This is a genomic window from Streptomyces nigrescens (genome assembly GCF_027626975.1).
Lineage (GTDB): Bacteria > Actinomycetota > Actinomycetes > Streptomycetales > Streptomycetaceae > Streptomyces > Streptomyces nigrescens.
The window spans coordinates 5,758,612-5,784,234 of record NZ_CP114203.1; the positions used below are offsets into that span (position 1 = coordinate 5,758,612).

General features: G+C 71.5%; 22 protein-coding genes. 10 read left to right on the forward strand and 12 right to left on the reverse strand.

The genetic code is table 11. The annotated features are described in order from the left end of the window. Positions 1 to 54 precede the first annotated feature (54 nt). From STRNI_RS25770 to STRNI_RS25780, 3 genes are read left to right on the forward strand one after another with little or no spacing between them, the layout of a single operon-like run. Positions 55 to 1,194: a 5-(carboxyamino)imidazole ribonucleotide synthase gene (locus tag STRNI_RS25770; protein ID WP_159488072.1), complete on the forward strand. Its 1,140-nt coding sequence runs from the start codon at positions 55 to 57 to the stop codon at positions 1,192 to 1,194. Continuing rightward, positions 1,191 to 1,757, forward strand: coding sequence for a 5-(carboxyamino)imidazole ribonucleotide mutase (purE, locus tag STRNI_RS25775; RefSeq protein WP_018093164.1), 567 nt, complete (start codon positions 1,191 to 1,193; stop codon positions 1,755 to 1,757). Before STRNI_RS25770 ends, purE begins: the two co-directional genes overlap by 4 nt. After that, positions 1,754 to 2,929, forward strand: a complete 1,176-nt coding sequence (locus STRNI_RS25780; RefSeq protein ID WP_277412098.1) for a dipeptidase — start codon at positions 1,754 to 1,756, stop codon at positions 2,927 to 2,929. Before purE ends, STRNI_RS25780 begins: the two co-directional genes overlap by 4 nt. A 442-nt stretch (positions 2,930 to 3,371) precedes the next feature. Here STRNI_RS25780 and STRNI_RS25785 read toward each other — a convergent pair whose 3' ends face one another. Further along, complete coding sequence (locus STRNI_RS25785) at positions 3,372 to 3,740, reverse strand: VOC family protein (RefSeq protein ID WP_018087092.1); 369 nt, start codon at positions 3,738 to 3,740, stop codon at positions 3,372 to 3,374. A gap of 73 nt (positions 3,741 to 3,813) precedes the next feature. Between STRNI_RS25785 and STRNI_RS25790 the strand changes: the two genes are divergently transcribed. Beyond that, complete coding sequence (locus tag STRNI_RS25790; RefSeq protein ID WP_277412099.1) at positions 3,814 to 4,389, forward strand: CGNR zinc finger domain-containing protein; 576 nt, start codon at positions 3,814 to 3,816, stop codon at positions 4,387 to 4,389. An 11-nt stretch (positions 4,390 to 4,400) separates the two neighbouring features. Here STRNI_RS25790 and STRNI_RS25795 read toward each other — a convergent pair whose 3' ends face one another. Next, a complete protein-coding gene (locus tag STRNI_RS25795) occupies positions 4,401 to 5,741 on the reverse strand; it encodes a UDP-glucose dehydrogenase family protein (protein WP_093643760.1) in 1,341 nt (446 codons plus the stop codon). A gap of 260 nt (positions 5,742 to 6,001) precedes the next feature. Here STRNI_RS25795 and STRNI_RS25800 point away from each other — a divergent pair, with 260 nt between their 5' ends. Continuing rightward, positions 6,002 to 7,177, forward strand: coding sequence for an acyl-CoA dehydrogenase family protein (locus tag STRNI_RS25800; RefSeq protein ID WP_018087089.1), 1,176 nt, complete (start codon positions 6,002 to 6,004; stop codon positions 7,175 to 7,177). 64 nt (positions 7,178 to 7,241) lie between these two features. Here the strand turns inward: STRNI_RS25800 and STRNI_RS25805 are convergent, their stop codons facing one another. Beyond that, positions 7,242 to 8,537, reverse strand: a complete 1,296-nt coding sequence (locus tag STRNI_RS25805) for an LCP family protein (RefSeq protein ID WP_159488076.1) — start codon at positions 8,535 to 8,537, stop codon at positions 7,242 to 7,244. A 272-nt stretch (positions 8,538 to 8,809) separates the two neighbouring features. Here STRNI_RS25805 and STRNI_RS25810 point away from each other — a divergent pair, with 272 nt between their 5' ends. Beyond that, complete coding sequence (locus STRNI_RS25810; protein ID WP_018087087.1) at positions 8,810 to 9,364, forward strand: acyl-CoA thioesterase; 555 nt, start codon at positions 8,810 to 8,812, stop codon at positions 9,362 to 9,364. On the opposite strand, the gene STRNI_RS25815 is transcribed toward STRNI_RS25810, so the two are convergent. From STRNI_RS25815 to STRNI_RS25825, 3 genes are read right to left on the reverse strand one after another with little or no spacing between them, the layout of a single operon-like run. After that, positions 9,315 to 9,896, reverse strand: coding sequence for a VanZ family protein (locus tag STRNI_RS25815; RefSeq protein WP_020397687.1), 582 nt, complete (start codon positions 9,894 to 9,896; stop codon positions 9,315 to 9,317). The genes STRNI_RS25810 and STRNI_RS25815 overlap by 50 nt on opposite strands. Positions 9,897 to 9,952: 56 nt before the next feature. Beyond that, positions 9,953 to 10,411 (reverse strand): hypothetical protein, encoded by a 459-nt coding sequence (locus STRNI_RS25820; protein WP_109890178.1) that lies wholly within the window; start codon positions 10,409 to 10,411, stop codon positions 9,953 to 9,955. Then, positions 10,408 to 11,871, reverse strand: a complete 1,464-nt coding sequence (locus STRNI_RS25825; RefSeq protein WP_266447492.1) for an LCP family protein — start codon at positions 11,869 to 11,871, stop codon at positions 10,408 to 10,410. The genes STRNI_RS25820 and STRNI_RS25825 overlap by 4 nt, the downstream gene beginning before the upstream one ends. Positions 11,872 to 12,145: 274 nt before the next feature. Between STRNI_RS25825 and STRNI_RS25830 the strand changes: the two genes are divergently transcribed. Next, complete coding sequence (locus tag STRNI_RS25830) at positions 12,146 to 13,177, forward strand: glycosyltransferase family 2 protein (protein ID WP_018087083.1); 1,032 nt, start codon at positions 12,146 to 12,148, stop codon at positions 13,175 to 13,177. A 129-nt stretch (positions 13,178 to 13,306) separates the two neighbouring features. On the opposite strand, the gene STRNI_RS25835 is transcribed toward STRNI_RS25830, so the two are convergent. The 4 genes from STRNI_RS25835 to STRNI_RS25850 all read right to left on the reverse strand — a co-directional run bounded on the left by STRNI_RS25835 (position 13,307) and on the right by STRNI_RS25850 (position 19,232). Beyond that, positions 13,307 to 15,004 (reverse strand): LCP family protein, encoded by a 1,698-nt coding sequence (locus tag STRNI_RS25835; RefSeq protein ID WP_018087082.1) that lies wholly within the window; start codon positions 15,002 to 15,004, stop codon positions 13,307 to 13,309. Positions 15,005 to 15,075: 71 nt separating this feature from the next. Then, entirely contained in the window at positions 15,076 to 16,848 is a 1,773-nt protein-coding gene (locus STRNI_RS25840; protein WP_266447498.1) for an LCP family protein, read from the reverse strand. A 223-nt stretch (positions 16,849 to 17,071) separates the two neighbouring features. Further along, positions 17,072 to 18,310 (reverse strand): LCP family protein, encoded by a 1,239-nt coding sequence (locus STRNI_RS25845; RefSeq protein WP_381845377.1) that lies wholly within the window; start codon positions 18,308 to 18,310, stop codon positions 17,072 to 17,074. Positions 18,311 to 18,470: 160 nt separating this feature from the next. Next, a complete protein-coding gene (locus STRNI_RS25850) occupies positions 18,471 to 19,232 on the reverse strand; it encodes a TIGR03089 family protein (protein WP_277412101.1) in 762 nt (253 codons plus the stop codon). A 111-nt stretch (positions 19,233 to 19,343) separates the two neighbouring features. Between STRNI_RS25850 and STRNI_RS25855 the strand changes: the two genes are divergently transcribed. From STRNI_RS25855 to STRNI_RS25865, 3 genes are all read left to right on the forward strand, one after another. Then, a complete protein-coding gene (locus STRNI_RS25855; protein ID WP_229838353.1) occupies positions 19,344 to 20,708 on the forward strand; it encodes a peptidoglycan recognition protein family protein in 1,365 nt (454 codons plus the stop codon). 255 nt (positions 20,709 to 20,963) lie between these two features. Continuing rightward, the gene (gene manB, locus STRNI_RS25860) at positions 20,964 to 22,046 is read left to right on the forward strand and encodes a mannose-1-phosphate guanylyltransferase (RefSeq protein WP_148592914.1); all 1,083 of its coding nucleotides are present in this window, start codon (positions 20,964 to 20,966) and stop codon (positions 22,044 to 22,046) included. A 263-nt stretch (positions 22,047 to 22,309) separates the two neighbouring features. Then, positions 22,310 to 23,215, forward strand: a complete 906-nt coding sequence (locus tag STRNI_RS25865) for a DNA-3-methyladenine glycosylase family protein (RefSeq protein ID WP_159488082.1) — start codon at positions 22,310 to 22,312, stop codon at positions 23,213 to 23,215. A 47-nt stretch (positions 23,216 to 23,262) separates the two neighbouring features. Here the strand turns inward: STRNI_RS25865 and STRNI_RS25870 are convergent, their stop codons facing one another. Together STRNI_RS25870 and cofD are read right to left on the reverse strand one after the other, a co-directional pair. Further along, the gene (locus tag STRNI_RS25870; protein WP_277412102.1) at positions 23,263 to 24,594 is read right to left on the reverse strand and encodes a coenzyme F420-0:L-glutamate ligase; all 1,332 of its coding nucleotides are present in this window, start codon (positions 24,592 to 24,594) and stop codon (positions 23,263 to 23,265) included. After that, a complete protein-coding gene (gene cofD, locus STRNI_RS25875) occupies positions 24,591 to 25,547 on the reverse strand; it encodes a 2-phospho-L-lactate transferase (RefSeq protein ID WP_109890160.1) in 957 nt (318 codons plus the stop codon). Before cofD ends, STRNI_RS25870 begins: the two co-directional genes overlap by 4 nt. Positions 25,548 to 25,623 lie beyond the last annotated feature (76 nt).

Genomic DNA, 25,623 nt, shown 5'->3' on the forward strand with positions numbered 1-25,623 from the left:
GGATCATCCAAGCCGGTATCGGGGCAGCGAAGCCGTGCGGATACCCTGGGGGGCGTGACGTTCCCGGTAGTCGGCATGGTCGGCGGCGGTCAGCTCGCCCGTATGACCCACGAGGCGGGTATCCCCCTCGGCATCAAATTCAAGCTCCTCAGCGACACTCCGCAGGATTCCGCGGCTCAGGTGGTCGGTGATGTCGTCATCGGCGACTACCGCGACCTGGACACGCTGCGCGCCTTCGCCCGTGGCTGTGACGTGATCACCTTCGATCATGAGCACGTTCCCACCGAGCACTTGCGGGCACTGGAGGCCGACGGCATCCCCGTACGGCCCGGTCCCGACGCGCTGGTGCACGCCCAGGACAAGGGGGTGATGCGGGCGAAGCTGGACGCGATCGGCGTGCCCTGCCCACGGCACCGCATCGTCTCCGACCCCGAGGACGTGGAGCGCTTCGCGGCCGAGGGGGACGGTTTCCCCGTGATCCTCAAGACGGTCCGCGGCGGCTATGACGGCAAGGGGGTCTGGGTCGTACGATCCTCCAAGGAGGCCGCCGAGCCGTTCCGTGCCGGGGTGCCCGTCCTTGCGGAGGAAAAGGTCGATTTCACCCGCGAGCTGGCGGCCAACATCGTCCGCTCCCCGCACGGCCAGGCCGTCGCCTACCCGGTCGTGGAGTCCATCCAGGTCGACGGCGTCTGCGACACCGTGATCGCTCCGGCGCCCGGCCTCGACTCCGAGCTGGCCGGCCAGGCCCAGGAGCTGGCGCTGCGCATCGCCCAGGAGCTGGGGGTCGTCGGTCATCTGGCCGTCGAGCTCTTCGAGACCTCTGACGGCCGGATCCTCGTCAACGAGCTCGCCATGCGCCCTCACAATTCCGGCCACTGGACCCAGGACGGCGCGATCACCTCGCAGTTCGCCAACCACGTCCGTGCCGTGCTCGACCTCCCGCTCGGCGACCCGCGCCCGCGCGCCCGCTGGACGGTGATGGCCAACGTCCTCGGCGGCGACTACCCCGACATGTATTACGCGTACCTCCATTGCATGGCGCGGGACCCGCAGTTGAAGATCCATATGTACGGCAAGGACGTGAAGCCCGGCCGTAAGGTCGGACACGTCAACACCTACGGCGACGACCTGGCCGACGTGCGCGAGCGCGCCGCTCATGCCGCCGGTTATCTGCGAGGAACGATCACCGAATGACGTCCAGCCTGTCGTCCGAACTCCGCCCCTCCGACGCGTCCCCCGTGGTCGGCATCGTCATGGGCTCCGACTCCGACTGGCCCGTCATGGAGGCCGCCGCCCAGGCCCTCGCCGAGTTCGAGATCCCCTACGAGGTCGATGTCGTCTCGGCGCACCGCATGCCGCGCGAGATGATCGCGTACGGCGAGGAGGCGGCGGAGCGCGGCCTGAAGGCGATCATCGCGGGCGCCGGGGGCGCGGCCCACCTCCCCGGGATGCTCGCCTCGGTCACCCCGCTGCCGGTCATCGGCGTCCCCGTCCCGCTGAAGTACCTGGACGGCATGGACTCCCTGCTGTCCATCGTGCAGATGCCGGCCGGTGTGCCGGTCGCCACCGTCTCCGTCGGCGGCGCCCGCAACGCCGGGCTGCTGGCCGCCCGCATCCTCGCCACCCAGGACCCTGAACTCCTCGCCCGGATGCGGGAGTTCCAGCAGGAGCTGAACGACCAGGCCACCGAGAAGGGCAAGCGGCTGCGCAACAAGGTCGCCACCCCGAACGGCTTCGGCTTCGGCGGCGCCAAGTGAGCTCCTCCCAGGGGGCGGCGCAGGACCTGCTCGCCCGCTGGCCCGTCGTCGACGGTCACAACGACCTGCCCTGGGCGCTGCGTGAGCAGGTCCGCTACGACCTCGACCGGCGCGATATCGCCGCCGACCAGTCCGCGCACCTGCACACCGACCTGCCGCGGCTGCGGGCCGGCGGCGTCGGCGCCCAGTTCTGGTCGGTGTATGTGCGCGCCGACTACGCGGGCGACAAGGCCGTCAGCGCCACCCTCGAACAGATCGACGTGGTCCGGGAGCTGGTCGCCCGCTACCCCGGCGAGCTGCGTCTGGCACTCACCGCCGACGACATGGAGGCGGCTCGCGCGCAGGGCCGGATCGCGTCCCTGATGGGCGCCGAGGGCGGCCACTCCATCAACAACTCGCTGGCCACCCTGCGCGCGCTGCACCAGCTGGGCGTGCGCTACATGACGCTCACCCACAACGACACCATCGACTGGGCGGACTCCGCGACCGACGAGCCGCGCCACAACGGCCTGTCGGCCTTCGGCGAGGAGGTCGTCCGTGAGATGAACCGCTGCGGGATGCTGGTCGACCTCTCCCATGTCTCGGCCGACACCATGCGGGACGCGCTGCGTGTCAGCACCGCGCCGGTGATCTTCTCGCACTCCTCCGCCCGTGCCGTCTGCGACCATCCGCGCAACATCCCCGACGATGTGCTGGAGCGGCTGTCCGCCAACGGCGGGGTCGCGATGGCCACCTTCGTGCCGAAGTTCGTGCTGCCGGCCGCCGTCGCGTGGACACAGCGCGCCGACGAGAACATGCGCGCGCACGGGCTGCACCACCTCGACACGACCGAGGCGGGCATGACGGTCCAGCGGGCCTTCGAGGCAGCCAACCCGCGGCCGAAGGCCACCGCGGCCACGGTCGCCGACCACCTCGACCACATGCGTGAGGTCGCCGGCGTCGACCACATCGGTATCGGCGGTGACTTCGACGGCACCGCCTTCACGCCCGACGGCCTGGCCGATGTCGCGGGCTACCCGAATCTGATCGCCGAACTCCTGGACCGCAAGTGGTCCGAGGGCGACTTGGCGAAGCTGACGTGGCGCAATGCGGTGCGTGTTTTGCGGGCGGCGGAGGATGTGGCTCGCGCGGAACGGGCGCGGCGGGGGCCGTCTCACGTGAGGCTTGGTTGATCCCACGTTTTTGTCTGTCCCGCCGCGGGGGTTTCTCGCCGTTGCGCCTGCGGCGGGCTGGGTGGTTGTCGGGTGCGGTGACGGGCCTCCGGGGCCTGGTGTGTGGACTGCTTCGCTTTACGTCCACACACCAGGCCCCTCCGGCCCGTCCCCTCCCGTTCGGGGAGTAGTGGCGGTGGGTGGGGGCGGGCGTCCGTAGGCGGTTCACTGCGCTCGACGAGCCGCACCGGACCACTGGCGTGACCCCCACCAACGTTTTTCCCACCCCTCCACGGGAGGGGACGGGCCGGAGGGGGAGGGGTGTGGGACGTAAAGCGAAGCAGTCCCACACCCCTCCCCCGGAGGTCCGTCACCGCACCCCGACAGCCCCGCGCAGCGGACCGGCCCGCCGCAGGCGCCACGGTGGGACAGCCAAAAACGTGGGGCTACTTAAGGCAAGCGTTTACTTGAGGCACAGGCAAAACGGGTGCCCCGCCGGATCCAGGTACACCCGCCAGTCGCGAAGCTTCTCGTCGCTCTGGACGAGCTTCGCCCCGAGGGCGAGCACCTTGCGTTCCGCCTCGTCGATGTCCGCGCGCGCCACGTCGAAGTCGAGATGCATTTGCTGCGGTACGTCCTGGCCCGGCCACTGCGGCGGGCGGTAGTCCGCTACCTGCTGGAAGGCGAGGATGCGGCCGGTCGGGCCGGCGACCTCGATCCAGTCTTCGTCGCCTCCCGTCACCTGCCAGTCGAGCATCTCGGCGTAGAAGTTGGCGAGCGCCCGGTGGTCGGGACAGTCCAGTGCGATGACGCCGAACTTGATCGCGCTCATGGCGTTACCTCCTCATTGCTCCAACCGGTAACTTCGTTACTGCATGATGCCAGGTATCGGTAACATCGCAAGAGTGGCATCCCGAACGGCTCCGGATTCCCTGCGGCTGGTGCAGGACCTGGTGAACACCCTCGATATCGAGACCGGCGAGGACGCGCTGACCGACGACGGCGGCCTCGGCGCCTTTCTGCGTGACCACGGGGTGCCCGCCGGACGGGGCGGGGTGACGGCGCCCGGGGAGCAGCGGGAGGCGCTCGGGGAGCTGCGGGAGCTGCGTGAGGCGCTCCGGGAGGTGTGTCTGGCGCACACCGCCGGTGCCGCCGTGCCCGAGCCGGCCGCCCGGACGCTGGAGCGGCTGTTCGCCGCGGCCCCGCTCGTCCTGGACGTACGGCCCGACGGTGGCGCCGCACTGCGCCCGGCCGTCGGGCTCGGTGGTGTCGCGTACCTCACCGCCCTGGTCGCCGCGGGCATCGCGGCCGCGGTCGCCGACCGCACCTGGAGCCGGCTCAAGGCCTGTGAGGCCCATGACTGCCGCTGGGTCTTCTACGACAAGAGCCCGGCCGGCCGCAGCCGCTGGTGCACCATGGCGGTCTGCGGCAGCCGGGCGAAGATGCGGACCTACCGCGCCCGACGCGCGGAGTCCGAGTAGAGGGCAGGCAATTACGCCTGGGGGCGGCCCAGGGCGCGGTACGTCCAGCCGGCCTTGCGCCACAGCGCCGGGTCCAGGGCGTTGCGGCCGTCCAGGATGCGGCGCTCGGCGACGACCTCGCCCAGGGCCGCCGGGTCCAGCTCACGGAACTCGCGCCACTCCGTCAGATGCAGCACCACATCCGCGCCGCGCACCGCCTCCAGCGCGGTGTCCGCGTACGCCAGCGTCGGGAAGAGCCGCCGGGCGTTCTCCATGCCCTTCGGGTCGTACACCGTGACCTGGCCGCCCTGGAGGTGGATCTGGCCGGCGACATTGAGCGCGGGGGAGTCGCGGACATCGTCCGAGTCCGGCTTGAAGGTCGCGCCCAGGACGGCGACCCGCTTGCCGAGGAAGCCGCCGCCGACCGCGTCCCGGGTCAGCTCGACCATGTGGCCGCGGCGTCGCATGTTGATCGAGTCGATCTCGCGGAGGAAGGTCAGGGCCTGGTCGGCGCCCAGTTCACCGGCGCGTGCCATGAAGGCCCGCAGGTCCTTGGGGAGGCAGCCGCCGCCGAAGCCGATACCGGCCCGGAGGAACTTCTTGCCGATCCGGTCGTCGTGCCCGATGGCCTCGGCCAGCTTCACCACATCGCCGTCGGCCGCCTCGCAGACCTCCGCCATCGCGTTGATGAAGGAGATCTTGGTCGCCAGGAAGGAGTTGGCGGAGGTCTTCACCAGCTCGGACGTCGGGTAGTCCATGACGATGAACGGCGAGCCCTCGGCGATCGGGGTGGCATACACCTCACGCAGCAGCTCCTCGGCCCGCGCGCCGGCCACTCCGGCGACGATCCGGTCGGGGTGCAGGGTGTCCTTGACGGCGAAGCCCTCGCGCAGGAACTCCGGGTTCCAGGCCAGCTCGGCGGCCTCACCGGCGGGGGCGGCCGCGGCCAGCCGCCGGGCGAGCCGGGCCGCGCTGCCCACCGGCACCGTCGACTTGCCGACCACCAGCGTGGGCCGGGTCAGATGCGGCGCCAGCGCGTCGAAGGCGCTCTCCACGTAGCTCATGTCGCACGCGTACTCACCGTGCTTCTGCGGGGTGTTCACGCAGACGAAGTGCACATCGCCGAAGGCGCCGGCCTCCTCGTAGGAGGTGGTGAAGCGCAGCCGGCCGGTCGACCCCTCGATCCCGGCGACATGGCGGCGCAGCAGGTCCTCCAGACCGGGCTCGTACATCGGGACCTCGCCCCGCTGCAGCATCTCGATCTTCTCGGGGACCACGTCGAGCCCCAGCACCTCGAAGCCCAGCTCGGCCATGGCCGCGGCGTGGGTGGCGCCGAGGTAGCCGGTGCCGATCACGGTGATCTTGAGGGGCATGGACGCTCCAAACAGGCGGGTGCGGCGCGAAGCGCGGCGTTGAGGGGCGGTGGTCGGGTGACGGGTGGGCTGAGGAAAACGGCGCTGACCGAGCATAGTCGGGCAGGGAACGGCCCACTCCGGCCCCGCGGGCGGTGCTTGTGTAACTGTCGGCAACCTCACGTATCCGCAGCCGGGATCGGCGCCTAGAATCCGGAGACGTATCGGGTTACTTAACGGTAGTTAGCACTGGCATTCAGCTCACAGGGGAGTGAGAAACCTTGGCGGGAACCGCTGATTTCGATCTGTACCGGCCGTCCGAGGAGCACGACATGCTCCGAGAGTCGGTGCGCTCGCTCGCCGAGGCGAAGATCGCGCCGTTCGCCGCCGCGGTGGACGAGGAGGCCCGCTTCCCGCAGGAGGCGCTCGACGCGCTGGTCGCCAACGACCTGCACGCCGTCCACGTACCGGAGGCCTACGGCGGTGCCGGCGCCGACGCGCTGGCGACCGTCATCGTCATCGAGGAGGTCGCCCGCGTCTGTGCGTCGTCCTCCCTCATCCCGGCCGTCAACAAGCTCGGCTCGCTGCCGGTGATCCTGTCCGGCTCCGAGGAGCTGAAGGCGAAGTACCTGGGCCCGCTGGCCAAGGGCGACGCGATGTTCTCGTACTGCCTGAGCGAGCCGGACGCCGGTTCGGACGCGGCCGGTATGAAGACCAAGGCCGTCCGCGACGGCGACCACTACATCCTCAACGGTGTCAAGCGCTGGATCACCAACGCCGGCGTCAGCGAGTACTACACGGTGATGGCCGTCACCGACCCCGAGAAGCGCTCCAAGGGCATCTCGGCGTTCGTCGTCGAGAAGGGCGACGAGGGGGTCTCCTTCGGCGCCCCGGAGAAGAAGCTCGGCATCAAGGGCTCCCCGACCCGCGAGGTCTACCTCGACAACGTCCGGATCCCCGCCGACCGCATGATCGGCGCGGAGGGCACCGGCTTCGCCACCGCCATGAAGACCCTGGACCACACCCGCATCACCATCGCGGCCCAGGCGCTCGGCATCGCCCAGGGCGCCCTGGACTACGCCAAGGGCTATGTCCAGGAGCGCAAGCAGTTCGGCAAGCCGATCGGTGACTTCCAGGGCGTGCAGTTCATGCTCGCCGACATGGCCATGAAGGTGGAGGCGGCCCGTCAGCTCACCTACGCCGCGGCCGCCCGCTCCGAGCGGATATCGGCCGGCGGCAAGGGCGAGGACCTGACCTTCTTCGGCGCCGCGGCCAAGTGCTACGCCTCCGACGCTGCCATGGAGATCACCACGGACGCCGTCCAGCTGCTCGGCGGCTACGGCTACACCCGTGACTACCCGGTCGAGCGAATGATGCGGGACGCCAAGATCACCCAGATCTACGAGGGCACCAACCAGGTGCAGCGGATCGTGATGGCGCGCAACCTGCCGCAGTAAGCCCGTAAGAACGGCTAAGGGCCCCGGACCGCAGCGGCGGTCCGGGGCCCTTTCGTGTCTGCGGTCAGTTGCTGCTGACCGTGACCTTCTCGTCGTTGTTGAGCTGCTGCACCAGCTGCGCGAGCTTGGTCTTGTCCCAGACCAGGTTGCCGCCGTTGCTGCCGGAGACCGGCATGTTCATGGACTTGCCCTCACCGCCGGTGACGCCCTTCATCGCGAAGAACATCTCGCCCAGGCTCCACAGGCTCATGTCCTTGTCGACGACGAGCGTGTCCAGGCCGGCGCTCATCGTCGGGTAGAGCTTGAAGGGGTTGAGGACCGTGGCGGGGGTGGCGGTCTGGCTCGCCAGCGTCGCCAGGAACTTCTGCTGGTTCTTCGTACGGTCCAGGTCCTGCTGGGCGAAGGCGTGCCGGGTGCGGACGTAGGCGAGCGCCTGCTGGCCGTTGAGGGTCTGCTTGCCGGCCGGGAAGTCGGCGCCGGAGTCCCTGTCCTTGATCGCCTTGGGGAGGTCCATCTCGACCCCGCCGATGGCGTCCACGATGTTGGCGAAGCCCGCGAAGCCGATCTCGACGTAGTGGTCGATGTGCAGCTTGGTGTTGTACTCGACGGTGCGCACCAGCAGCTCGGGGCCGTCCTCGGCGTAGGCCGCGTTGAGCTTGGTGTGCCGCCCCGTCCCCTGGTACTTCTTGCCGGAGTCCGAGCCGACGAACGTGGGTATCTCCACGTCCGAGTCGCGCGGCAGGGATATCAGCGTCGGGCCGTTGCTGCCGTCGTGCAGGATCATCATCGAGTCGGTGCGCTTGCCCTCGGCGGAGCCGGTGTGCAGCTTGCGCTTCTGCGCGGCGGTCATGCCCTCGCGGCTGTCCGAGCCGACGATCAGGTAGTTCGTGCCGTCGCCGGTCTCCGGGCGGTCGATGACCTTGCTCAGGTCGACCTTGCGGCGGAGCTTGCCGTCGGCCCAGAAGTACGTGGCGACCGAGGTGACCGCCAGCACCGCGACCAGGGTGATGACCGTCCACTTGATGCGCTTGCCCCAGCGGGGGCGCGGCCGGCCGGCACGGCCGTCGCCGTAGCCGTCGTCGTAACCGCCACCGCCGCCGCGGCCACCGCCGTAGACCTGGCCGGTGTTGTACCCGTCGTATGCGTCGTCGTAGCCCTGGGACTGCTGCGGAGGTACGGCCGCGCCCCCGCGCGGGGACATCGACGGCGGCAGCGGAGGCTCACTCCGCTGATAGCCGGGGCCTGCGTCGCGCCGCACCTGGCGCATGGCACGCGCACCCTCCGGCTCGGCACTGCCGCTGCCGTGTCCGTACCGGTTGCCGCTCTGGTCGCCGGACCACCCATTGGGCCACTCATTCATACGGGGAAGTGTGCACGCCGCAGAGGGGGTCTCCATAGGGCGGGTGCCGGATCGGGCCAGTGCTGTTGCAGAGCTGATGCAAAGCTACGGCGGCCTTCCGTGGCATACCGCAAAGGGACATGACCATTCCGACCTGCACGAATGGAAGCAACCATTCCGGATGGTTTCCGGCGGAGACGGTGAGACCTGGGTCACGGACCTGCGGAAACGGCGAGACCAGTCTCACGATCGGTGTGGAGTGGTGCCGTACGGGCGCCGCTTAGGCTGGCTGCATGACCGAACTCGTCACCGACAACCCCGAGGACGAGGTGGTGGGCAAGCCCACTTCCGTGTCCCGCATCACGCTCAGCCACATCATGACGGCCGGCGACACGAACCTCCTGGGAACGGTGCACGGCGGCGTGATCATGAAGCTCGTCGACGATGCGGCGGGCGCGGTGGCCGGGCGCCACTCCGGTGGACCGGCCGTGACCGCCTCCATGGACGAGATGGCCTTCCTCGAACCTGTCCGGATCGGCGACCTCGTGCATGTGCGCGCCCAGGTCAACTGGACCGGGCGCTCCTCGATGGAGGTCGGCGTACGGGTCCTCGCCGAGCGCTGGAACGAATCCAGCCCCGCCCAGCAGGTCGGCTCCGCCTACCTCGTCTTCGCCGCAGTCGACGAGCAGGGCAAGCCGCGCCGGGTGCCGCCGGTGCTCCCCGAGACCGAGCGTGACCAGCGCCGCTATCAGGAGGCGCAGATCCGCCGGACGCACCGCCTCGCCCGGCGGCGCGCGATCATGGAGCTGCGCGAACGGCGCGCCGCGGAAGGCCTCGACGACGCATAACGGCGACCCCGTGCTGCGCGGCCAGCGCCAGCCCCGTGCCGATGACGGTGCCGGCCGCCGCGCAGATCACATCGTCGATATCGGCGATCCGCCCGGCCCTCATCAGCAGCTGCGCCGTCTCGATGACCAGGCACAGCCCCACGCCCAGCAGGAAGGTCGCGGCGGCCGGCGCGCGCGGCACCGCGAACCGCAGCAGCAGCGGTGCGGGCACGAACAGCGCGGCATTGGCGATCTGCCGCCGCACCAGCATCTCCAGCTCCCCGGGCTCCAACTGGGCGCCCAGGTCGAACAGCCCCTCACCGGGCCGCCACCACACCGTCGCGTCCCCGGAGCCGACCGGCTGGCTGGGCGCGAGCGTCGCCAGCAGGAGCAGCAGCAGCCAGCCGGCCAGCAGCAGCCGGGCCGTGGTGCGTGGTGTGCCGCTGTCGGGCACGAGCGCCGTCCACAGGGCGAGCGCGACCGCCGCCGCCAGCGCCAAGAACAGGAAGAGCGTCACCGTGGTGGGGGTGATGCCCAGCACAACCTGCCACACAGTGCGCCCCTTTCAGGACATCTCGAACATCACGAACATTACGGAAGTCCCGAACATCAACTGCAGCTCCATTTGGTGACGTAGAACGTCTCCCCGCGCTCCATGACGCCCCGGATGCACTCATCCGCGAGCATCTCCACCCGGCCGCTCAGCCCGACGGCGCCGCCCTGGGTCCGCCGGGTGCCGAACCAGCCGGGGAAGGCGGTGATCCGGTCGTTCTTGCGCTGGTAACCGAGCCGCACGATGATCTCGTCGGGGCCGGCCGCCGACCCGTGCCGCCGGTAGGTCGCGGTGTACATCCCGTCGGCCCCCACCGGCCCCCGCAGACACAGCTGGCCGCGCACCAGCTCCCCGCAGCCGGTCGGCGCGGGAGGCGCCGGCGGCGCCGCGGCGGCAGTGGCCGCGACCAGGCCCAGCGCGGCGAGGGCCACCGTGACCCGGCGCGCCCGGCAGCGGGCGTCCGGCCGGCGCACGGGTGGCCCGGGCAGGGTGCGGCGGGGCGCGGGGACACTCATGGGCACACTGCCTCGTCCCCGGTGATCGCCGCGATCCGGCCCGGCTTCTGCGGCGGCTCCTCGGCCCGTACCCGCTGCACCGCCGTCCGGCCCTGGCCGACCGTCACCTGCAGCACCGGACCCCGCCCGGCCACCGGCCGCAGCTCGGCGCCGGGCAGCGCGGCGGCCAGCGAGCGGGCCGAGCGGTCCCAGCGCGGGTCGTAGACGATCACCGTCCGGGGCACCTTGCCGAGGGCGGAGTCGCCGGGGACGCCGGTCGTGGCGAAGCCGGTGGCGCGCAGTTCCCGGGCCACCGTGGCGGCCGGTCCGGTCCGGTCGCTGCCGTTGTCGACCCGCACCTGGACCTGGCCCGGCGGGATGTCCACCACCCTGGCCCGCGGCTCCTTCCGGTCCCGGGGCACCGTGATCGGCTGGTCCTCGCGGATCGCCCGGAAGAGCTTCGGCGCCTGCACCGGATCCCAGCGCACGGTCGAGCCGACGCCCGGCACCGGCTGGGCCACATCACCCAGCGGCACGGACGTGAACTCCGAGGACGACGGGGTGAACCCGCGCATCGCCTGCCCGAGGTCGACCAGGTCGTTGGCCCCGAAGCCCGAATCGGCCCGTACGGACCGGAGCATCGTGTCGGCGACGTCCCTGAAGCGGATGGGGTTCATCAGCACTCCGGAGGAGGTGATCTTGTGGATGAGAGCGGCCAGAAAGCGCTGCTGGCGCTGCATCCGGCCGAGATCGGCGGAGCCGTCGAGATGCCGCGAGCGCACGTACTGCAGCGCCTGGCCGCCGTTGAGCCGCGATTTGCCGACCGGCAGATCCAGCCCCGTGAAGCTGTCGCGCAGCGGCCGTACGGTGCAGATCTCCACCCCGCCGACCGCGTCCACGCTGCGCATGAAGCTGGTGAAGTCGACCTCCAGGTAGTGGTCGATATGCACCCCCGTCATGTGCTCGACGGTCCGCACGGTGAGGCTGGGGCCGCCCTCGGCGTAGGCCGCGTTCAGCTTGATGGCGTGCTGGGCGCGCTGCCGGCCCGTGACGGCGTCCGTGTGCGCGGGGACCTCGGCGTAGGAGTCGCGGGGCAGGCTGATCACGCTGGCGCGGTCCCGGTCGGCGGAGAGGTGGACCAGCATGAGGGTGTCGGTGCAGTGACAGGGCGCACCGCCCAGGTGGTACTTCTGCTTCTCCGCCGCGGTGAGCCGGTCGCGCCCGTCCGTGCCGACGACCAGGAAGTTCAGGCCGTCGCCGCCCCCGGGCCGGTTGCTCATGCCCTTGAAGGCGTCCACCCGGCCGATGCCGCTCTCCACGCCGGTGACCACGGCGTGCCCGACGCCGCTCACGGCCAGCACCAGCACCGACACGACCGCGCCGATCCGCAGCCCCCAGCGCGGGCCCGACGGGCGCCGGCGCGCACAGGGCCGGGCGGCCCGGCGCCGGGCCGGACGGGGGGAGCGGAACGGCGCGGTCACGGGGGACACCTCCGCGGCTGGGCGGGCGGGAGCGGGGCCCGGCGGGGAGCGGGCGGAACGGCAAGCGCGGACACATGCTGATCAATCAGACGAGGACACCGTAGGTCCATATGATCAGTGGCAAAGCACCACACGCCGGACATCCGGCGCCCGGCCACCCGGCTGCGTCCGAGGGTGTCCACCATTCGCGGTAACGTGAGGCGCGATTCTGCAGTCTCCCGGCGGGCGCTGCCGTCGCTGGCGGCTCCGCCGCGGGCCGTACCCCTGAGGAAACATGCCGCAGCAGCAGCCCCCGGCCGTCTCCGTGATCATGCCGGTGCTCAATGAGGAACGTCACCTGCGCAATTCGGTCCGGCACATCCTGGAGCAGGAGTACGCCGGTGAGATGGAGGTGGTGATCGCCCTCGGCCCGTCCACGGACCGTACGGACGAGATCGCCGCCGAGCTCGTCGCCGAGGACGCCCGGGTGCACACCGTGCCCAACCCCACCGGCCGCACCCCTGCCGCGCTGAACGCCGCGATCAAGGCGTCCCGGCACCCGGTCGTGGTGCGCGTCGACGGCCACGGCATGCTCTCGCAGAATTACATCGCCACCGCCGTGCGCCTCCTGGAGGAGACCGGCGCGGCGAACGTCGGCGGCATCATGCACGCCGAGGGCGAGAACGCCTGGGAGGACGCGGTCGCCGCCGCCATGACCTCCAAGATCGGTGTGGGCAATGCCGCCTTCCACACGGGCGGGCAGGCCGGTCCCGCCGAGACCGTCTATCTCGGGGTGTTCCGGCGCGAGGCGCTGGAGCAGCAGGGCGGCTACAACGAGGAGTTCATCCGCGCCCAGGACTGGGAGCTGAACTTCCGGATCCGTGAGGCCGGCGGCCAGGTCTGGTTCTCGCCCGAGCTGAAGGTGCAGTACCGCCCGCGGCCGAGCATCAAGGCGCTGGCCAAGCAGTACAAGGACTACGGCAAGTGGCGCCATGTCGTGGCCCGCTACCACGCCGGTTCGATCAATCTGCGCTATCTCGCGCCGCCGACCGCGGTGTGCGCCATCGCGGCGGGCCTGGTGGTCGGTGCGGCCGTCACCCCCTGGGGCCTGGTCGTCCCGGCCGGCTACCTCGCGGCCATCACCGCGGGCTCGGTGCCGGCCGGCAAGGGGCTGTCGCTGAAGGCCCGACTCCAGATCCCGGTCGCCCTGGCAACCATGCACATGGCCTGGGGCACGGGCTTCCTGACCAGCCCCCGCGCGCTCGCCAGGAAGGTCATCGCCAGCCGCCGCCCGGCGGTCATGGCCCCGGCGGCGGACGCGGAGTAGACGGCCCTCCTATACCCGCCCACCCCCCGAAGGGGGGTGGGCGGCGGGGAAAAAACCTAGGGCAGCGGAAGAAGCTAGGGCAGCAGGGAACCCCAGGCCGGCAGGGAACCCCAGGCCGGCGGGGAAAACCTAGAAGGTGTAATCCGGATTCACCTTCATGCAGGCCTTGGTGTCCTCACCGTTGAGCGCGTCCGCGCTGTCCGGGGCCTTGTCCGCGCCCTTCTCGTCGCCCGGCTTCTTCGGGTACGCCGAGCCGGTGCGCCAGTCGTTGCCGACCACCAGCCGCATCCCGGTGGCCGAACTCGACTCCCGTACCGCTTCCTTGGGGAGGCCGAGCGCCTTCGCCAGTGCCAGGGCGTCGCCCCTCTGGCCCTTGTCCCGGTAAGTGATCGTGGTGTCGGCCTGTGTGGTGAGCGCGGAGTCGGTGCCGGCCGCGGTGTAGCCCAGGCCGGACAGCTGCTGCTGGATGACCGACGCGCGGCCGGAAACCGGGCCGTTGACCGTGCTGTTGGTGCCGTTCTGCACCACAACTTTCAGCTGGTCCTTGGGCGTTGACGGCTTGGGGGCCGGCGTGGCCTTCTTCTTCTTGTCCTTGCCGTCCAGCGCGGTGTCGTTGCGCAGCAGCGCGAAGGTCTCCTCCGCGTCGCCGGGCTTGGGCATGACGTACGACTCGTCGGCGCTGTACTGCCAGGGCATGGTGACCATCGTGATGCGCTTGGTCGGCACCCGGCTGAGATCGCCGCCCAGGTCGTAGAGCTTCTTGACGGTGTCCAGGCCGTCGTCGACGGTCAGCGCGTTGGTCGCGGCCTCCGCCAGATCGCGCAGCTCCCCGGGGTTGGTGAGCTTGGCGTCCTTCTTCAGCTGACGGACCATCGAGTTCATGTACATGTGCTGGGCCTTGGCCCGGCCGATGTCGGTGTTGTCCTCGAAGCCGTAGCGGGTGCGCAGCCACTGCAGGGCCTGGACGCCCTTGACGGAGTGGGTGCCCTTGGTGAGCTTCAGCCCGCTGCCGTGGCCCTTGCGGTCGTGCGAGTAGACGTTGTTGTCGACACAGACCGGGACGCCGCCGATGGCGTCCGCCATGTCCACCACACCGGCGAAGTCGACCATCATGAAGTGGTCGATGTAGATGCCGGTCAGCTCCTGCCAGGTGGCGAGCGTACAGCCCGGACCGCCGTGCTGGAGCGACTGGTTGATGGCCCCCGAGGTCTGCGGATAGACCTTGCGGGTCTTCGGGTCGGTGCACTCGGGGATGGTCACCCGGGTGTCCCGCGGGATGGAGATCACCGACATGTTGCTGCGGTCCGCCGAGACGTGCAGCAGCATCTGCACATCGGCGAGCGGCTTGCGGTCCGCGTCCTGCCGGGCGCCGCCGAGCTCGATGTTCTTGGCGCTGTTCCGGCCGTCGGAGCCCAGCAGCAGGATGTTCAGCGGGCTCTGCCCGAAGGCGTTGGGGTCCGGCTTCTGCAGACCGCCCCCGCCCAGGGACCTCGGCGCCTTGCGGAGGTTGGCATTGAGGTGCTCGTAGTACCAGTACCCGGCACCCGCGCCGCCCACTATCAGGACGGCGAGGGTGAGGGCGGTCCAGCGCAGCACCTTGCGGCCCTTGCGGGGCGGCCGCCCCCCTTTGCGGTGCCCGCCGCCCTCGGCGGGCACGTTCCCGTCCCCGTCCGCGGAGGCCACGGCGCCGCCTTCGGGAGGCGTCCAGCCGGGCGCGTCCGGAGGCAGCCCCTTGTCCTCGTAGACGCCGTCGTCCCGGACCGGCTCCTCAGCTTCCGGCCGGCGTCTCCGACGCGACCGGTCACCCCGCACACTGCTCTGCCCCATTCGGCCCTCTCCCCGTTGTCAGTCCGGTGGTGCGCTCGGCGCCTCGGCGGGGCGGCCGGATCCCGCTCAATTCACTTTGCGCAGATGTTCTTGTCATCTGCATTGACGTTCTGCACCCCGTCCGGGGTTTCGGTCGGCGCCTCGATCGGTGAACCCGGTGCCTTGAAGTCCTTGCCGAGGACGAGCTTCATCGGCTCGCGGTCGCCCGCGTTCTGCGAGGACTTCTTCAGCGCGCTCTTGGGCAGGCCCATCCAGTCGGCGAGCGCGGCGGCCTGGTCGGCCTGGTTGGGTCCGTATTCGAGGCGGGTGGCGGCCAGCTTCGACGGCGCGTTGCCGGCGTTGGTGGAGAGCTTGGCGCCCTTGCTGTTCTGCAGCCAGTCCACGGTCTCCTGGGCCGAGCCGATCGGCCCGCCGCCGTTGGAGACATCGACCCGTACGCGCTCGGGCGGCGCCTTCTTGACCGGCGCGGACTTCTTGCCCTTGCCCTTCTTGCCATTGGCCAGGGTGTGGTCCGCCCGCACCATCGCGAACAGCGGATCCGCCTTCGCCTTGTCGAGGATGACGGTCGCCGGGTCGTCGGGGTTGTCCAGCACCGGCACGGTGGCGAAGGTGACCTTGTCGATGTCGACCTTCTTGAGGTCGGTGCCGAAGTCCAGCAGCTTGCTCGCGGTGCCGATACCGGTGTCGACGGTGAGCGCCTTGGTCGCCGCCTGGCTGACGTCGTAGAGCTTGCCGGGGCTGCTGAAGGCGCTGGACTTCAGCTTGCGGATCAGCGAGCTGAGGAACTGCTGCTGCAGCTCGATACGGCTCAGGTCACTGCCGAAGCCGACGGTGTGCCGGGTACGGACGAACGCCAGCGCCTGCTCGCCCTTGACGACGTGCCGGCCGGCCTTCAACTTCAGGTGCGACTTGGGGTCGTTGATGTCCTTGGCCGCGCACACCTCGACACCGTCCACCGCGTTGGACAGCTCCTTGACCGCGTTGAAGTCGGCCATCATGAAGTGGTTGATCTTCAGCCCGGTCATCTTCTCGACGGTGCGCCAGGTGCAGCCGGGGTCCCGGCCCTCCTGGCCCAGGCTCGTGTTGAAGCGCACCCCCTGCTCACCGGGGATGTTCTTCGTCGAGCCGTCCTTCTGCTTCGTCGGGCAGCTGGGGACGTCGGCGATCATGTCGCGCGGGATGCTCATCGCCGTCGCGTTCGTCCGGTCCTTGGAGATGTGCATCAGGATCGTGGTGTCCGCGTGCCCCACGCTGCCGGCGTCGCCATAGCCCCCGTTGCCCTTGCCGGAGCGGGAGTCGGTCCCGATGATCAGCAGGTTCACCGGGCCGTCGGACACGGCGTCGTTCTCCACGCCGACATCGACCTTGGAGATGTTGCCGTCCAGCTGCTGGTAGATGAAGTACCCGGCGCCGCAGCCGGCGACGAGCACGAAGCCCACCGCACCGGCGGTCCAGTGCAGCGCCCGCTTCTTCCCCGACTTCTTCGGCTTGCGCTTACGGCGGCTCGCCGGGCCCGCCTCCGCCGCCGTCGCGGTCGCCGTGCGGTTGGCGGCCGCACGGCGCGCCGCCCGCCCGCCGGCGGGGCGCTCGTCGTCCCCGTCCGCAGTGCCCTCGCCCTGCCGGCCGCGCTGGGTCGGCAGCGGACGGGTGTCGGTGTCGCCGACACCGGCGTCCCGCTTCCGGGCGGCGCGTCTGCCGGCCGCATTGCGGTCGGAGGGCCGAGCGGCGGCTTGACCGGCAGGGTCAAGCCGCAGTTCGTAGTTGCCGGTGTCCGGATCGAACACCCACTGATCGGCGGGATCGACATTGTTGTCGCCCGCCCGCCCACGGCCTTGCGCGTCCACGGTGCCTTGAGTCCTCCGTCGGTGCCACGCGGCGCCATCCCCTCAAGGCGCTCGGTCGGTCGATCGTGCATTGGTAGGTCATCGGTCAGCTTGGTCGTGCGACCGGATCGCTCACACTATCCGCCCAGTTCAGCGCCCCGCGACGCTCGTGACAAATTCCACTTACCTACAACTGGGCAATCCGCCCAATCCATTCGAGTCGTCGGCTTGTTTTGCGGCATCTTTATTCGCAGATCCCGTGTTCCGCCGTCGTCCCGGGAAAGGTCGGGCCCGAACTCGGCGAGGGCGCGGGCGGTTCGCCCGGCCGGTCGTCCGAAGATCCGTTTCCGGTGCGGACCCGTTCCTCCCCGTCGTCGCGCGGGGGCGTCACGGTCACCGGAAGATCCCTGTGCAGCTGCCCGAAGAGCCGTGCGGCGTCCGGCTGCACCAGCTCATCGCGATTGGGGTCCAAGCGGTACTCCCGTCGCGGCACGGTCATGAACTGGATCCGGTCGGTGGGAATGCGGCGGGCGCTGCGCACCAATTCGTACAGGCCCTTCAGGGAAGCCAGCGCGGTGTCCGTGGTCAGTGAACTCGTCGCGGCATCCAGCACCGGATACAGCCGGGTCGGATTGAGCAGGACACCATTGCTCTGCACTTTCTTCACGAGTGCGCCAAGAAATCGCTGTTGCCTCTCCATGCGCTGGGTATCGCTGCCGTTTCCCAGACTCTTTCGTGCCCGTACGTAACCGAGCGCTTCCTCACCGTGCAGGGTCTGCCGGCCGGCGGGCAGCGCGAGATGCGCCTCGGGATCGTGCACCGGCCGGGGCAGACAGACCTCGACGCCGTCCACCGCGTCCACCATCTTCGTGAAGCCGACGAAGTCGATGATCAAGTAGTGGTCGACGCGGATCCCCGTCATCTTCTCGACCGTCCGGATCGTGCAGGCCGGGCCGCCCGCCGCGAACGCCCCGTTGAACTGGGCCGCCCGCGGTGCGGTCTCCGTGCCGTCCGGACGCTTGCAGTGCGGCACCTCGACCATCAGATCGCGCGGGATGCTCACCGCGGTGGCGCTCTTCCGGTCCGCCGCGAGGTGCAGCAGCATCGTGGTGTCCGAGCGCTGGCCGCGGCTGTGGCCGTATCTGCCGTTGCCGCCGTTACGGCTGTCGGAGCCGATCAGCAGCACGTTCGCGGCGTTCGGCGGGCCCGCCGGCGGCCGCTCGGACTCCCACTTCCGCAGCTCCCGCTCGGTGGCGCTGTCGGTGCGGATATTGCTGTTGAGCTTGGCGTACACCGCCCAGCCGGTACCGGCCCCGGCCAGCACGACACCGGTGATCCCGACGGCGGCCAAGCGACGCAGGTGCCGGCGGTGCGGGGGAGTGCCCCCCGGCCCCGGGCCGCCCGCTCCCGGCCCCCCGGCCGGGCGCGCGGCCCAGCCGGCGAACCTGCGGGGCTCGGGGCTCTCGGTCACCTGTGCGTCCATCCCTCACGGAGTCGGCGTCGCGCCCGCGCGCAGGGCCCGGACGGAACAAGAGACGGACAAAACCCGCGCATGGTTGTACGTACTCAAGATCCTGGACCGAAAAGGACGTACCGGCCCGCCCTGGGGGCGTCCGGTCCGCCGGACGGGGGAGCGCCGTTTCTCAGTGCGGCAGCGGCGCCCGGAACGTGATCTTCTCGCTGTGCTCACGGTCGGTCGCGGCCTCGGCGCCCAGCCGGTCCAGGTGGCGGCACAGCACCACGGAGCCGCCGGTCACCAGCGGTGCGTACAGCCCGTACGACAGGCCCTGCCAGGTGTCGTACCCCAGCCCCGACAGCACCCGGGGGACCTCCGGCAGCCCGGCCGCGCCCGCGTCGGCCAGCGCACGGGCCACGATGCCCGCCCCGGTCAGCTCCTCGCCGCCGACGACCAGCGCCGCGGCACCCGGGTCCACCGGTGCGAACGGCGCGAACCGGTCACCCTGGCCCGGCACCTCGACGGCATAGTCCGCGAAGCCCGCCGGCGGCTGCGGGAAGCGGCCGCCCAGCGGGCGCAGCGCCAGCGCCACCCGCTCCCCGGAGCAGGCGAGCCCCGCGTCGAGCCGGTCGGGCCCGGCGACGACGAGATCGGCGGCGGCCGGATCGCCGTCCACCTCCGCCACCACGCCCACGGACGCGCAGGCCAGCAGCCAGACGGCGGTCTGCCAGTGCGCGGGCAGCAGCAGCGCGAGCCGGTCGCCGGGTTCGGCGGCCAGATCGCCCTGGAGGTAGTTGGCGGTCTTGGCCACCCAATTGGCGAAGGTCGCGACGGACAGTTCCACGCGTTCGCCGGTGGCGTCGTCGTAGAAGGTCACCAGCGGGCGGGCCGGGTCCGCGGCGAGCGCGGAACTCAGCAGGTCGGCGGGGGTGCGATCGGTGGCGTTCATCGCGGCCAGGGTACGCGCGGCGGCGGCTGACGACGGGTCGGGCCCGGCGGGCCCGCGCCACCGGATCGGCCGATGCCCCGTCAGACCACCGTTGGCGCGTTCGCTCCGCCCATGTCCAGGATTTTGTCCATGCGCCCCTTCCTCGCGATCTGTCTCGGCGCCGTGTGCACCGCCGCCCTCGCCCTGCCCCTCGACCCGACGGCCGGTGCGAGCGCCGCCCCCGCCGCCGCGCCGCGGCCCGCACCCTCCGGTGAGCTGCCCGGCAGCACCCAGTCCCTGCCGGTGGCGGCGCTCGGCGCACCCGCCCCGCACTCCGACGCCCGTGACGCCACCCCGGAGCCCGCTCCCCAGTCACTCGGCCTGCCGGCCCGCACCGTACGGCCGTTCTCCCTCCTCGGGGTCGTCTGGGACGACGCCGCCGCCGAGCTGGGCGGCCGGGTCCAGGTCCGCACCCGCGCCACCGGCAGCGGCGACTGGTCCGGCTGGCAGGACGTCCAGGTTCACAACGACGACGCGCCCGACCTCGGTTCCGCCGAGCGGCGCGACAGCGAGGTACGCGGCAGCACCGCGCCGCTGTGGGTCGGCGACTCCGACGCCGTCCAACTGCGCATCACCCCCGAATCCCGCCACCGCGCACGGGCCGCCCTCCCGGGCGGACTCCGGCTGGAACTCGTCGACCCCGGCAGGGCACCACGGGCCGTCCGCCGCGCACACGCCGACCCCCCGGCCCCGCTCACCCCCGAGGCCACCGAGGCCTCCGCCGCCAACGCCGGGCTCGCCCCGCTCGGCGCCACCGAGATCCCGGCCCTCGACCAGGCCGCCTCCAAGGCCGACCTCCCCGCCGAGGACGGGGCGCCGCCCGCCCACTCCTACGTCGGACCGCGCCCGCGGATCGTCACCCGGGCCGGCTGGGGCGCCGACGAGAAGCTGCGCGAGAAGGCCTTCACCTATACCCGTACCGTCCGCGCCGCCTTCGTCCACCACAGCGGCTCGGGCAACAACTACGACTGCGCCGAGGCCCCTTCGCTGATCCGCGCCATGTACCGCTTCCACGTCAAGAGCAACCACTGGCGGGACATCGGCTACAACTTCCTCATCGACAAGTGCGGAACGGTCTATGAGGGCCGCGCGGGCGGCGTCGCCAAGGCCGTCATGGGCGCCCACACCCTCGGGTTCAACTCCGACAGCACCGGAATCGCCGTCCTCGGCACCTTCACCGACGACGAGCCGCCGCAGCCCGCCGTCGACGCCATCGCCCGTCTGACGGCGTGGAAGCTGGGCCTCTACAGCGTCGATCCGCGCGCCACCACCCAGCTGCTGTCCGGCGGCGGAAACCGCTTCCCCAAGGGCACCAAGGTCCCGCTGCACGTCATTTCCGGCCACCGGGACGGCTTCACCACCGACTGCCCCGGCGTCCACCTCTACGACAAGCTCGCCGGCACCCGCACCGCCGCGGCCGCCCTGCAGGGCCGCTGATCCGCTGCCGGCCGGGCGACGGCACCTTCCGGGTGTGTGGGTCCGTCACGGTGCAGGCTGCGGGGTGCAGGAACCACTCAACCGTTCCTGCCGCCGGCACGTCTTAGCCGCCACGACGTCCGCCCCCCCAGGGCCCGCGCTCCTTCCGTGGCCGGAACGGCACGGGGGCGCCCCACCACCGAGGGCGCCCGGGGCCCCGTCTGCCTACACTGGTCGGCCGATCGGCCGACCCCAGCAGGAAGCAGAGACGACAAGGTGACTGAAGCGATCCTCCTGGTCGGCGGCAAGGGCACCCGGCTGCGCCCGCTGACGGTGCACACGCCCAAGCCCATGGTCCCGGCGGCGGGTGTGCCGTTCCTCACCCACCAGCTGGCCCGCGCCCGGGCCGCCGGCGTCGAGCACATCGTTCTCGCCACCTCGTACCTCGCCGAGGTCTTCGAGCCGTATTTCGGCGACGGATCGGCGCTCGGCCTGCACCTGGAGTACGTCACCGAGGAGGAGCCGCTGGGCACCGGCGGCGCCATCCGCAATGTCGCCTCGCGGCTGCACTCCGCGCCCGACGACCCGGTACTGATCTTCAACGGTGACATCCTCACCGGCCTGGACATCGCCGCCCTCGTCGGCACCCACCGCACCTCCGGCGCCGATGTCTCCCTGCACCTGACCCGGGTCGAGGACCCGCGCGCCTTCGGCCTGGTGCCCACCGACGACACCGGCCGGGTCACCGCCTTCCTGGAGAAGCCGCAGACCCCCGAGGAGATCGTCACCGACCAGATCAACGCCGGTGCCTATGTCTTCAACCGGTCGGTCATCGACACCATCCCCGCCGGCCGCCCGGTCTCCGTCGAACGCGAGACCTTCCCCGGCCTGCTCGCCGACGGCGCCCACCTCCAGGGCATGGTCGACTCCACCTACTGGCTCGACCTCGGCACCCCGCAGGCCTTCGTCCGCGGCTCCGCCGACCTGGTCCTCGGCCGCGCCCCGTCCCCGGCGGTGCCCGGCCGCTGCGGGGACCGCCTGGTCCTGGAGACCGCCGAGGTCGCCGCCGACGCCAAGCTCACCGGCGGCACCGTCGTCGGCGCGCGCACCGTGATCGGCGCCGGCGCCGAGATCGACGGCAGCGCCGTCCTCGAAGGCGCGGTCGTCGAGCCGGGCGCCCGGATCCGTGACGCGCTGATCGGCGCCGGGGCGCACATCGGGGCCCGTACGGTCCTGGACGGTGCGGTCATCGGCGACGGCGCGCGGATCGGCGCCGACAACGAGCTGCGCGGCGGCATCCGCATCTGGTGCGACGCCGACATCCCCGCCGGCTCGGTGCGCTTCTCGTCCGACCAGTAGCGGACAGCGCCCCGCCGCTCCTTTGGTGCCCCGCTCCTGTGATGCCCCGCTCCTTTGGCGCCCGCTCCCGTGGCGCACCGGCGGAGCGGCGCACTTCATAGGAGCGGCGCACCACGGGAATGCCGCCCTGCAGCACCACGTTGTGGCCCCGAGGGGGCGCTCGCCACCCCTACGGGATGTGTTCGCCCACCCCCTACGGCCCACCCAGCTGCCCCCCCACCCACGGCCCGCCCCGCTGTCACCCCATCGCCTAACCTGGCCGCATGCCCGCCCGCACCTGGGAGCCGCCCGGCCCGTTCGACCTGCACCGCACGCTGGGTGTGCTGCAGCGCGGCCCCGGCGACCCCGCGTTCGCGGTGCGTGACGGCGAACTGTGGCGCGCGTGCCGTACGCCCGAGGGACCCGGCACGCTCCGTATCGCGGCCCGTCCCGCCGCCGGCCAGGTCGAGGCCGAGGCCTGGGGGCCGGGTGCCGACTGGCTGCTGGAGCGCCTGCCCGAGCTGCTGGGGGAGTCCGACGACCCGGCGCAGCTGACCGCCCGGCACCGCATCGTCCATGAGGCCCGCCGCCGCCACCCCGGCGTCCGGCTCGCGCGCACCGGCCTGGTCCTGGAGTCGCTGATCCCCTCGATCCTGGAGCAGAAGGTCACCAGCGACGAGGCCTACCGCGCCTGGCGGCTGCTGCTGCAGCGGCACGGCGAGCCCGCCCCCGGACCCTGGGCGCGGATGCGGGTGATGCCGGAGCCGCGCGGCTGGGCGCTGATCCCCTCCTGGGAGTGGCACCGCGCGGGCGTCGACGCCAAGCGCTCCTCCGCGATCCTGCGCGCCGTGCGGGCCGCCCGCCGGATGGAGGAGGCCTCGCGGATGGACCTCGCGGACGCCACCCGGCGCCTCATGGCGCTGCCCGGCATCGGCCCCTGGACCGCCGCGGAGACGCTGCAGCGCACCCTCGGCGCCCCGGACGCGATCACGGTCGGCGATCTGCATCTGCCGAAGATCATCGGCTATGCCCTCACCGGCCGCCGCGGCACCACGGACGAGGAGATGCTCGAACTCCTCGCGCCCTACGAGGGCCAGCGGCACCGCGCCGCCCGCCTGATCCTGCTGTCCGGCCGCGTCCCGCCGCGCCGCGCCCCGCGCTTCCCCGTAGGGGACATAGCCCGGCTGTGACCGGCGCTGGCGCGGGCCGGCGCACCACGACGGCGTCGTCGTCCCGGTCAGCGCACCACGACGAAGTCCTCGGCGTTCCGTGCCGGGCGCGCGGCCGGTGCCGCCGCCGGACGTCCGAGGGCCACCGCCCCCATCGGCTCCCAGTCCTCCGGCAGCTCCAGCACGTCCCGGACCACGTCCCGGCAGAACATCGTCGACGACACCCAGGCGGAGCCGAGGCCTTCGCCCGCCAGCGCGACCAGGAAGTTCTGGATCCCCGCGCCGTGGGCCACGAGGAACATCTCGCGCTCCGCCGTGCTGCGCCGCGCGTCGGGGTAGGGGTGCGAGCCGTCCGTCACCATGCACGGCACCGCCAGATACGGCGCGGCACGCAGCACATCGCCGCGCCGTATGCGCTTGGCGATGGACTCCTCCGACTTGCCGTCCCGGCGCAGATCCGCGACCCAGGCGTCCCGCATCGCGTCCAGGAGCCGCACCCGCGCCTGAGGCGACTCCAGGAGCACGAACCGCCAGGGCGTGGTGTGGTGCGGCGCCGGGGCCGTGACCGCCGCCGCCACCGCGCGCCGGACCGCCCCGGGATCGACCGGTTCGCCGGTGAAGGCGCGGACCGTACGCCGTGCCGTGACCGCTTCCCGTACGGCCTCCGAGGTGCCCAGCCGGAACATGTCGTCCTCGGGGCTGCGCACCATGGCGCGCGCCCCGTCCGCCTCGCCGGTCTCCCCGACGACATGGGCAAGACCCCGCACCACCGCGACCGGCAGCCCGTCGGCCTTGCCCTTCACCAGGTCGCCCGCGGCGGCCAGTTCATCGGCGGTGGCCACCACCGTCGCGCTGAGCGGATTGCCGTACGCGTCCGTGCCGCCGCGCAGATCGTCCAGCACCCGCACCCCGGCCGCGCCGATGGCGACATCGGTGAGCCCGTTGCGCCACGGCCGGCCGAAGGTGTCGCTGATGACGACGCCGACGTCGACGCCGAGCGCGGTACGCAGGCCCGCGCGCAGGGCACGCGCCGAGGCGTCCGGATCCTCCGGCAGCAACAGCACGGTCCCCGCAGGGGTGTTGGAGGCGTCGACACCGGCCGCGGCCATCACCAGCCCCTGCCGGTTCTGCACGATCCGCAGGGTGCCGCGGCGCGCCACCACCCGCACGGTTTCCTGGTCGATCGCCGCCTCGCGGTCGGCGGCCTCGACCACCCGGCCCTCGGCCTTGCTGACGATCTTCGAGGTCACCAACAGCACGTCACCGTCGGCGAGTTGGGGCATCCCCTCGGCGGTCGCGGCCGCCGCGATCAGCTTGACGAGGTCGTCGCCGGGCTGCACCTCGGGCATTCCGGGTAGCGCCCACACCCGGTAAGCGGGCACCTCGGAGGCGTCCTTCACGCCCGGACCTCCGCGGCCAGCTCCAGCGCCTCACGGACCATCGCGGTCGTGGCGTCCAGATCCGTCATCATCAGCGGTACGGCCCGGCAGCGGATACCGGCCGCCTCGACCTCGTCGACCGCACCGGCGTCGACGGAGTCGACCAGCCAGCCGTCCAGCAGTCCGGACCCGTAGTGGCGGGCGACGGCCGCGGCGGTCGCCTCCACCCCCACGGCCGCCAGCACCTTGTCGGCCATTCCGCGGACGGGGGCGTCGCCGACGATCGGCGAGAGTCCGATCACCGGCACCCCGGCGTCCGCGATGGCCTCCCGGATGCCGGGCACCGCCAGGATCGTCCCGATACTGACCACCGGATTGGACGGCGGGAACAGCACCACGTCCGCCGCCGCGATGGCCTCCAGCACGCCCGGCGCGGGCTTGGCCTGGTCGGCGCCGACCGGCACCACGGCATGTGCGGGCACCGAGGCGCGCAGCCGCACCCAGTACTCCTGGAAGTGGACCGCCTTGCGCTCGCCCTCTTCGTCGACGGCCACATGGGTCTCGACCCGGTCGTCGGACATCGGCAGCAGCCGCACTCCGGGCTTCCAGCGCGCGCACAGCGCTTCGGTGACGGCGCTGAGCGGATATCCGGCGCTCAGCATCTGGGTCCGCACGATGTGGGTGGCGAAGTCCCGGTCACCGAGCCCGAACCACTCGGGGCCGACGCCGTAGGCGGCCAACTCGTCCTTCACCCGGAAGGTTTCGTCGGCGCGGCCCCAGCCCTGCTCCTCGTTGATGCCACCGCCGAGCGTGTACATCACGGTGTCGAGGTCGGGGCACACCTTGAGCCCGAACAGATGGATGTCGTCGCCGGTGTTCCCGATGACGGTGATGTCCGCGTCCGGAGCCGCTGCCTTCAGTCCCCGCAGAAAGCGGGCGCCGCCGATACCGCCGGCCAGAACCACGATTCGCATGAAGACAGTGTGTCAGCCGAAGGCTGAGTCGATGAGGGGCGGTGGCCGGGCGACGGGTGGGCATGGCAGGGCGGAA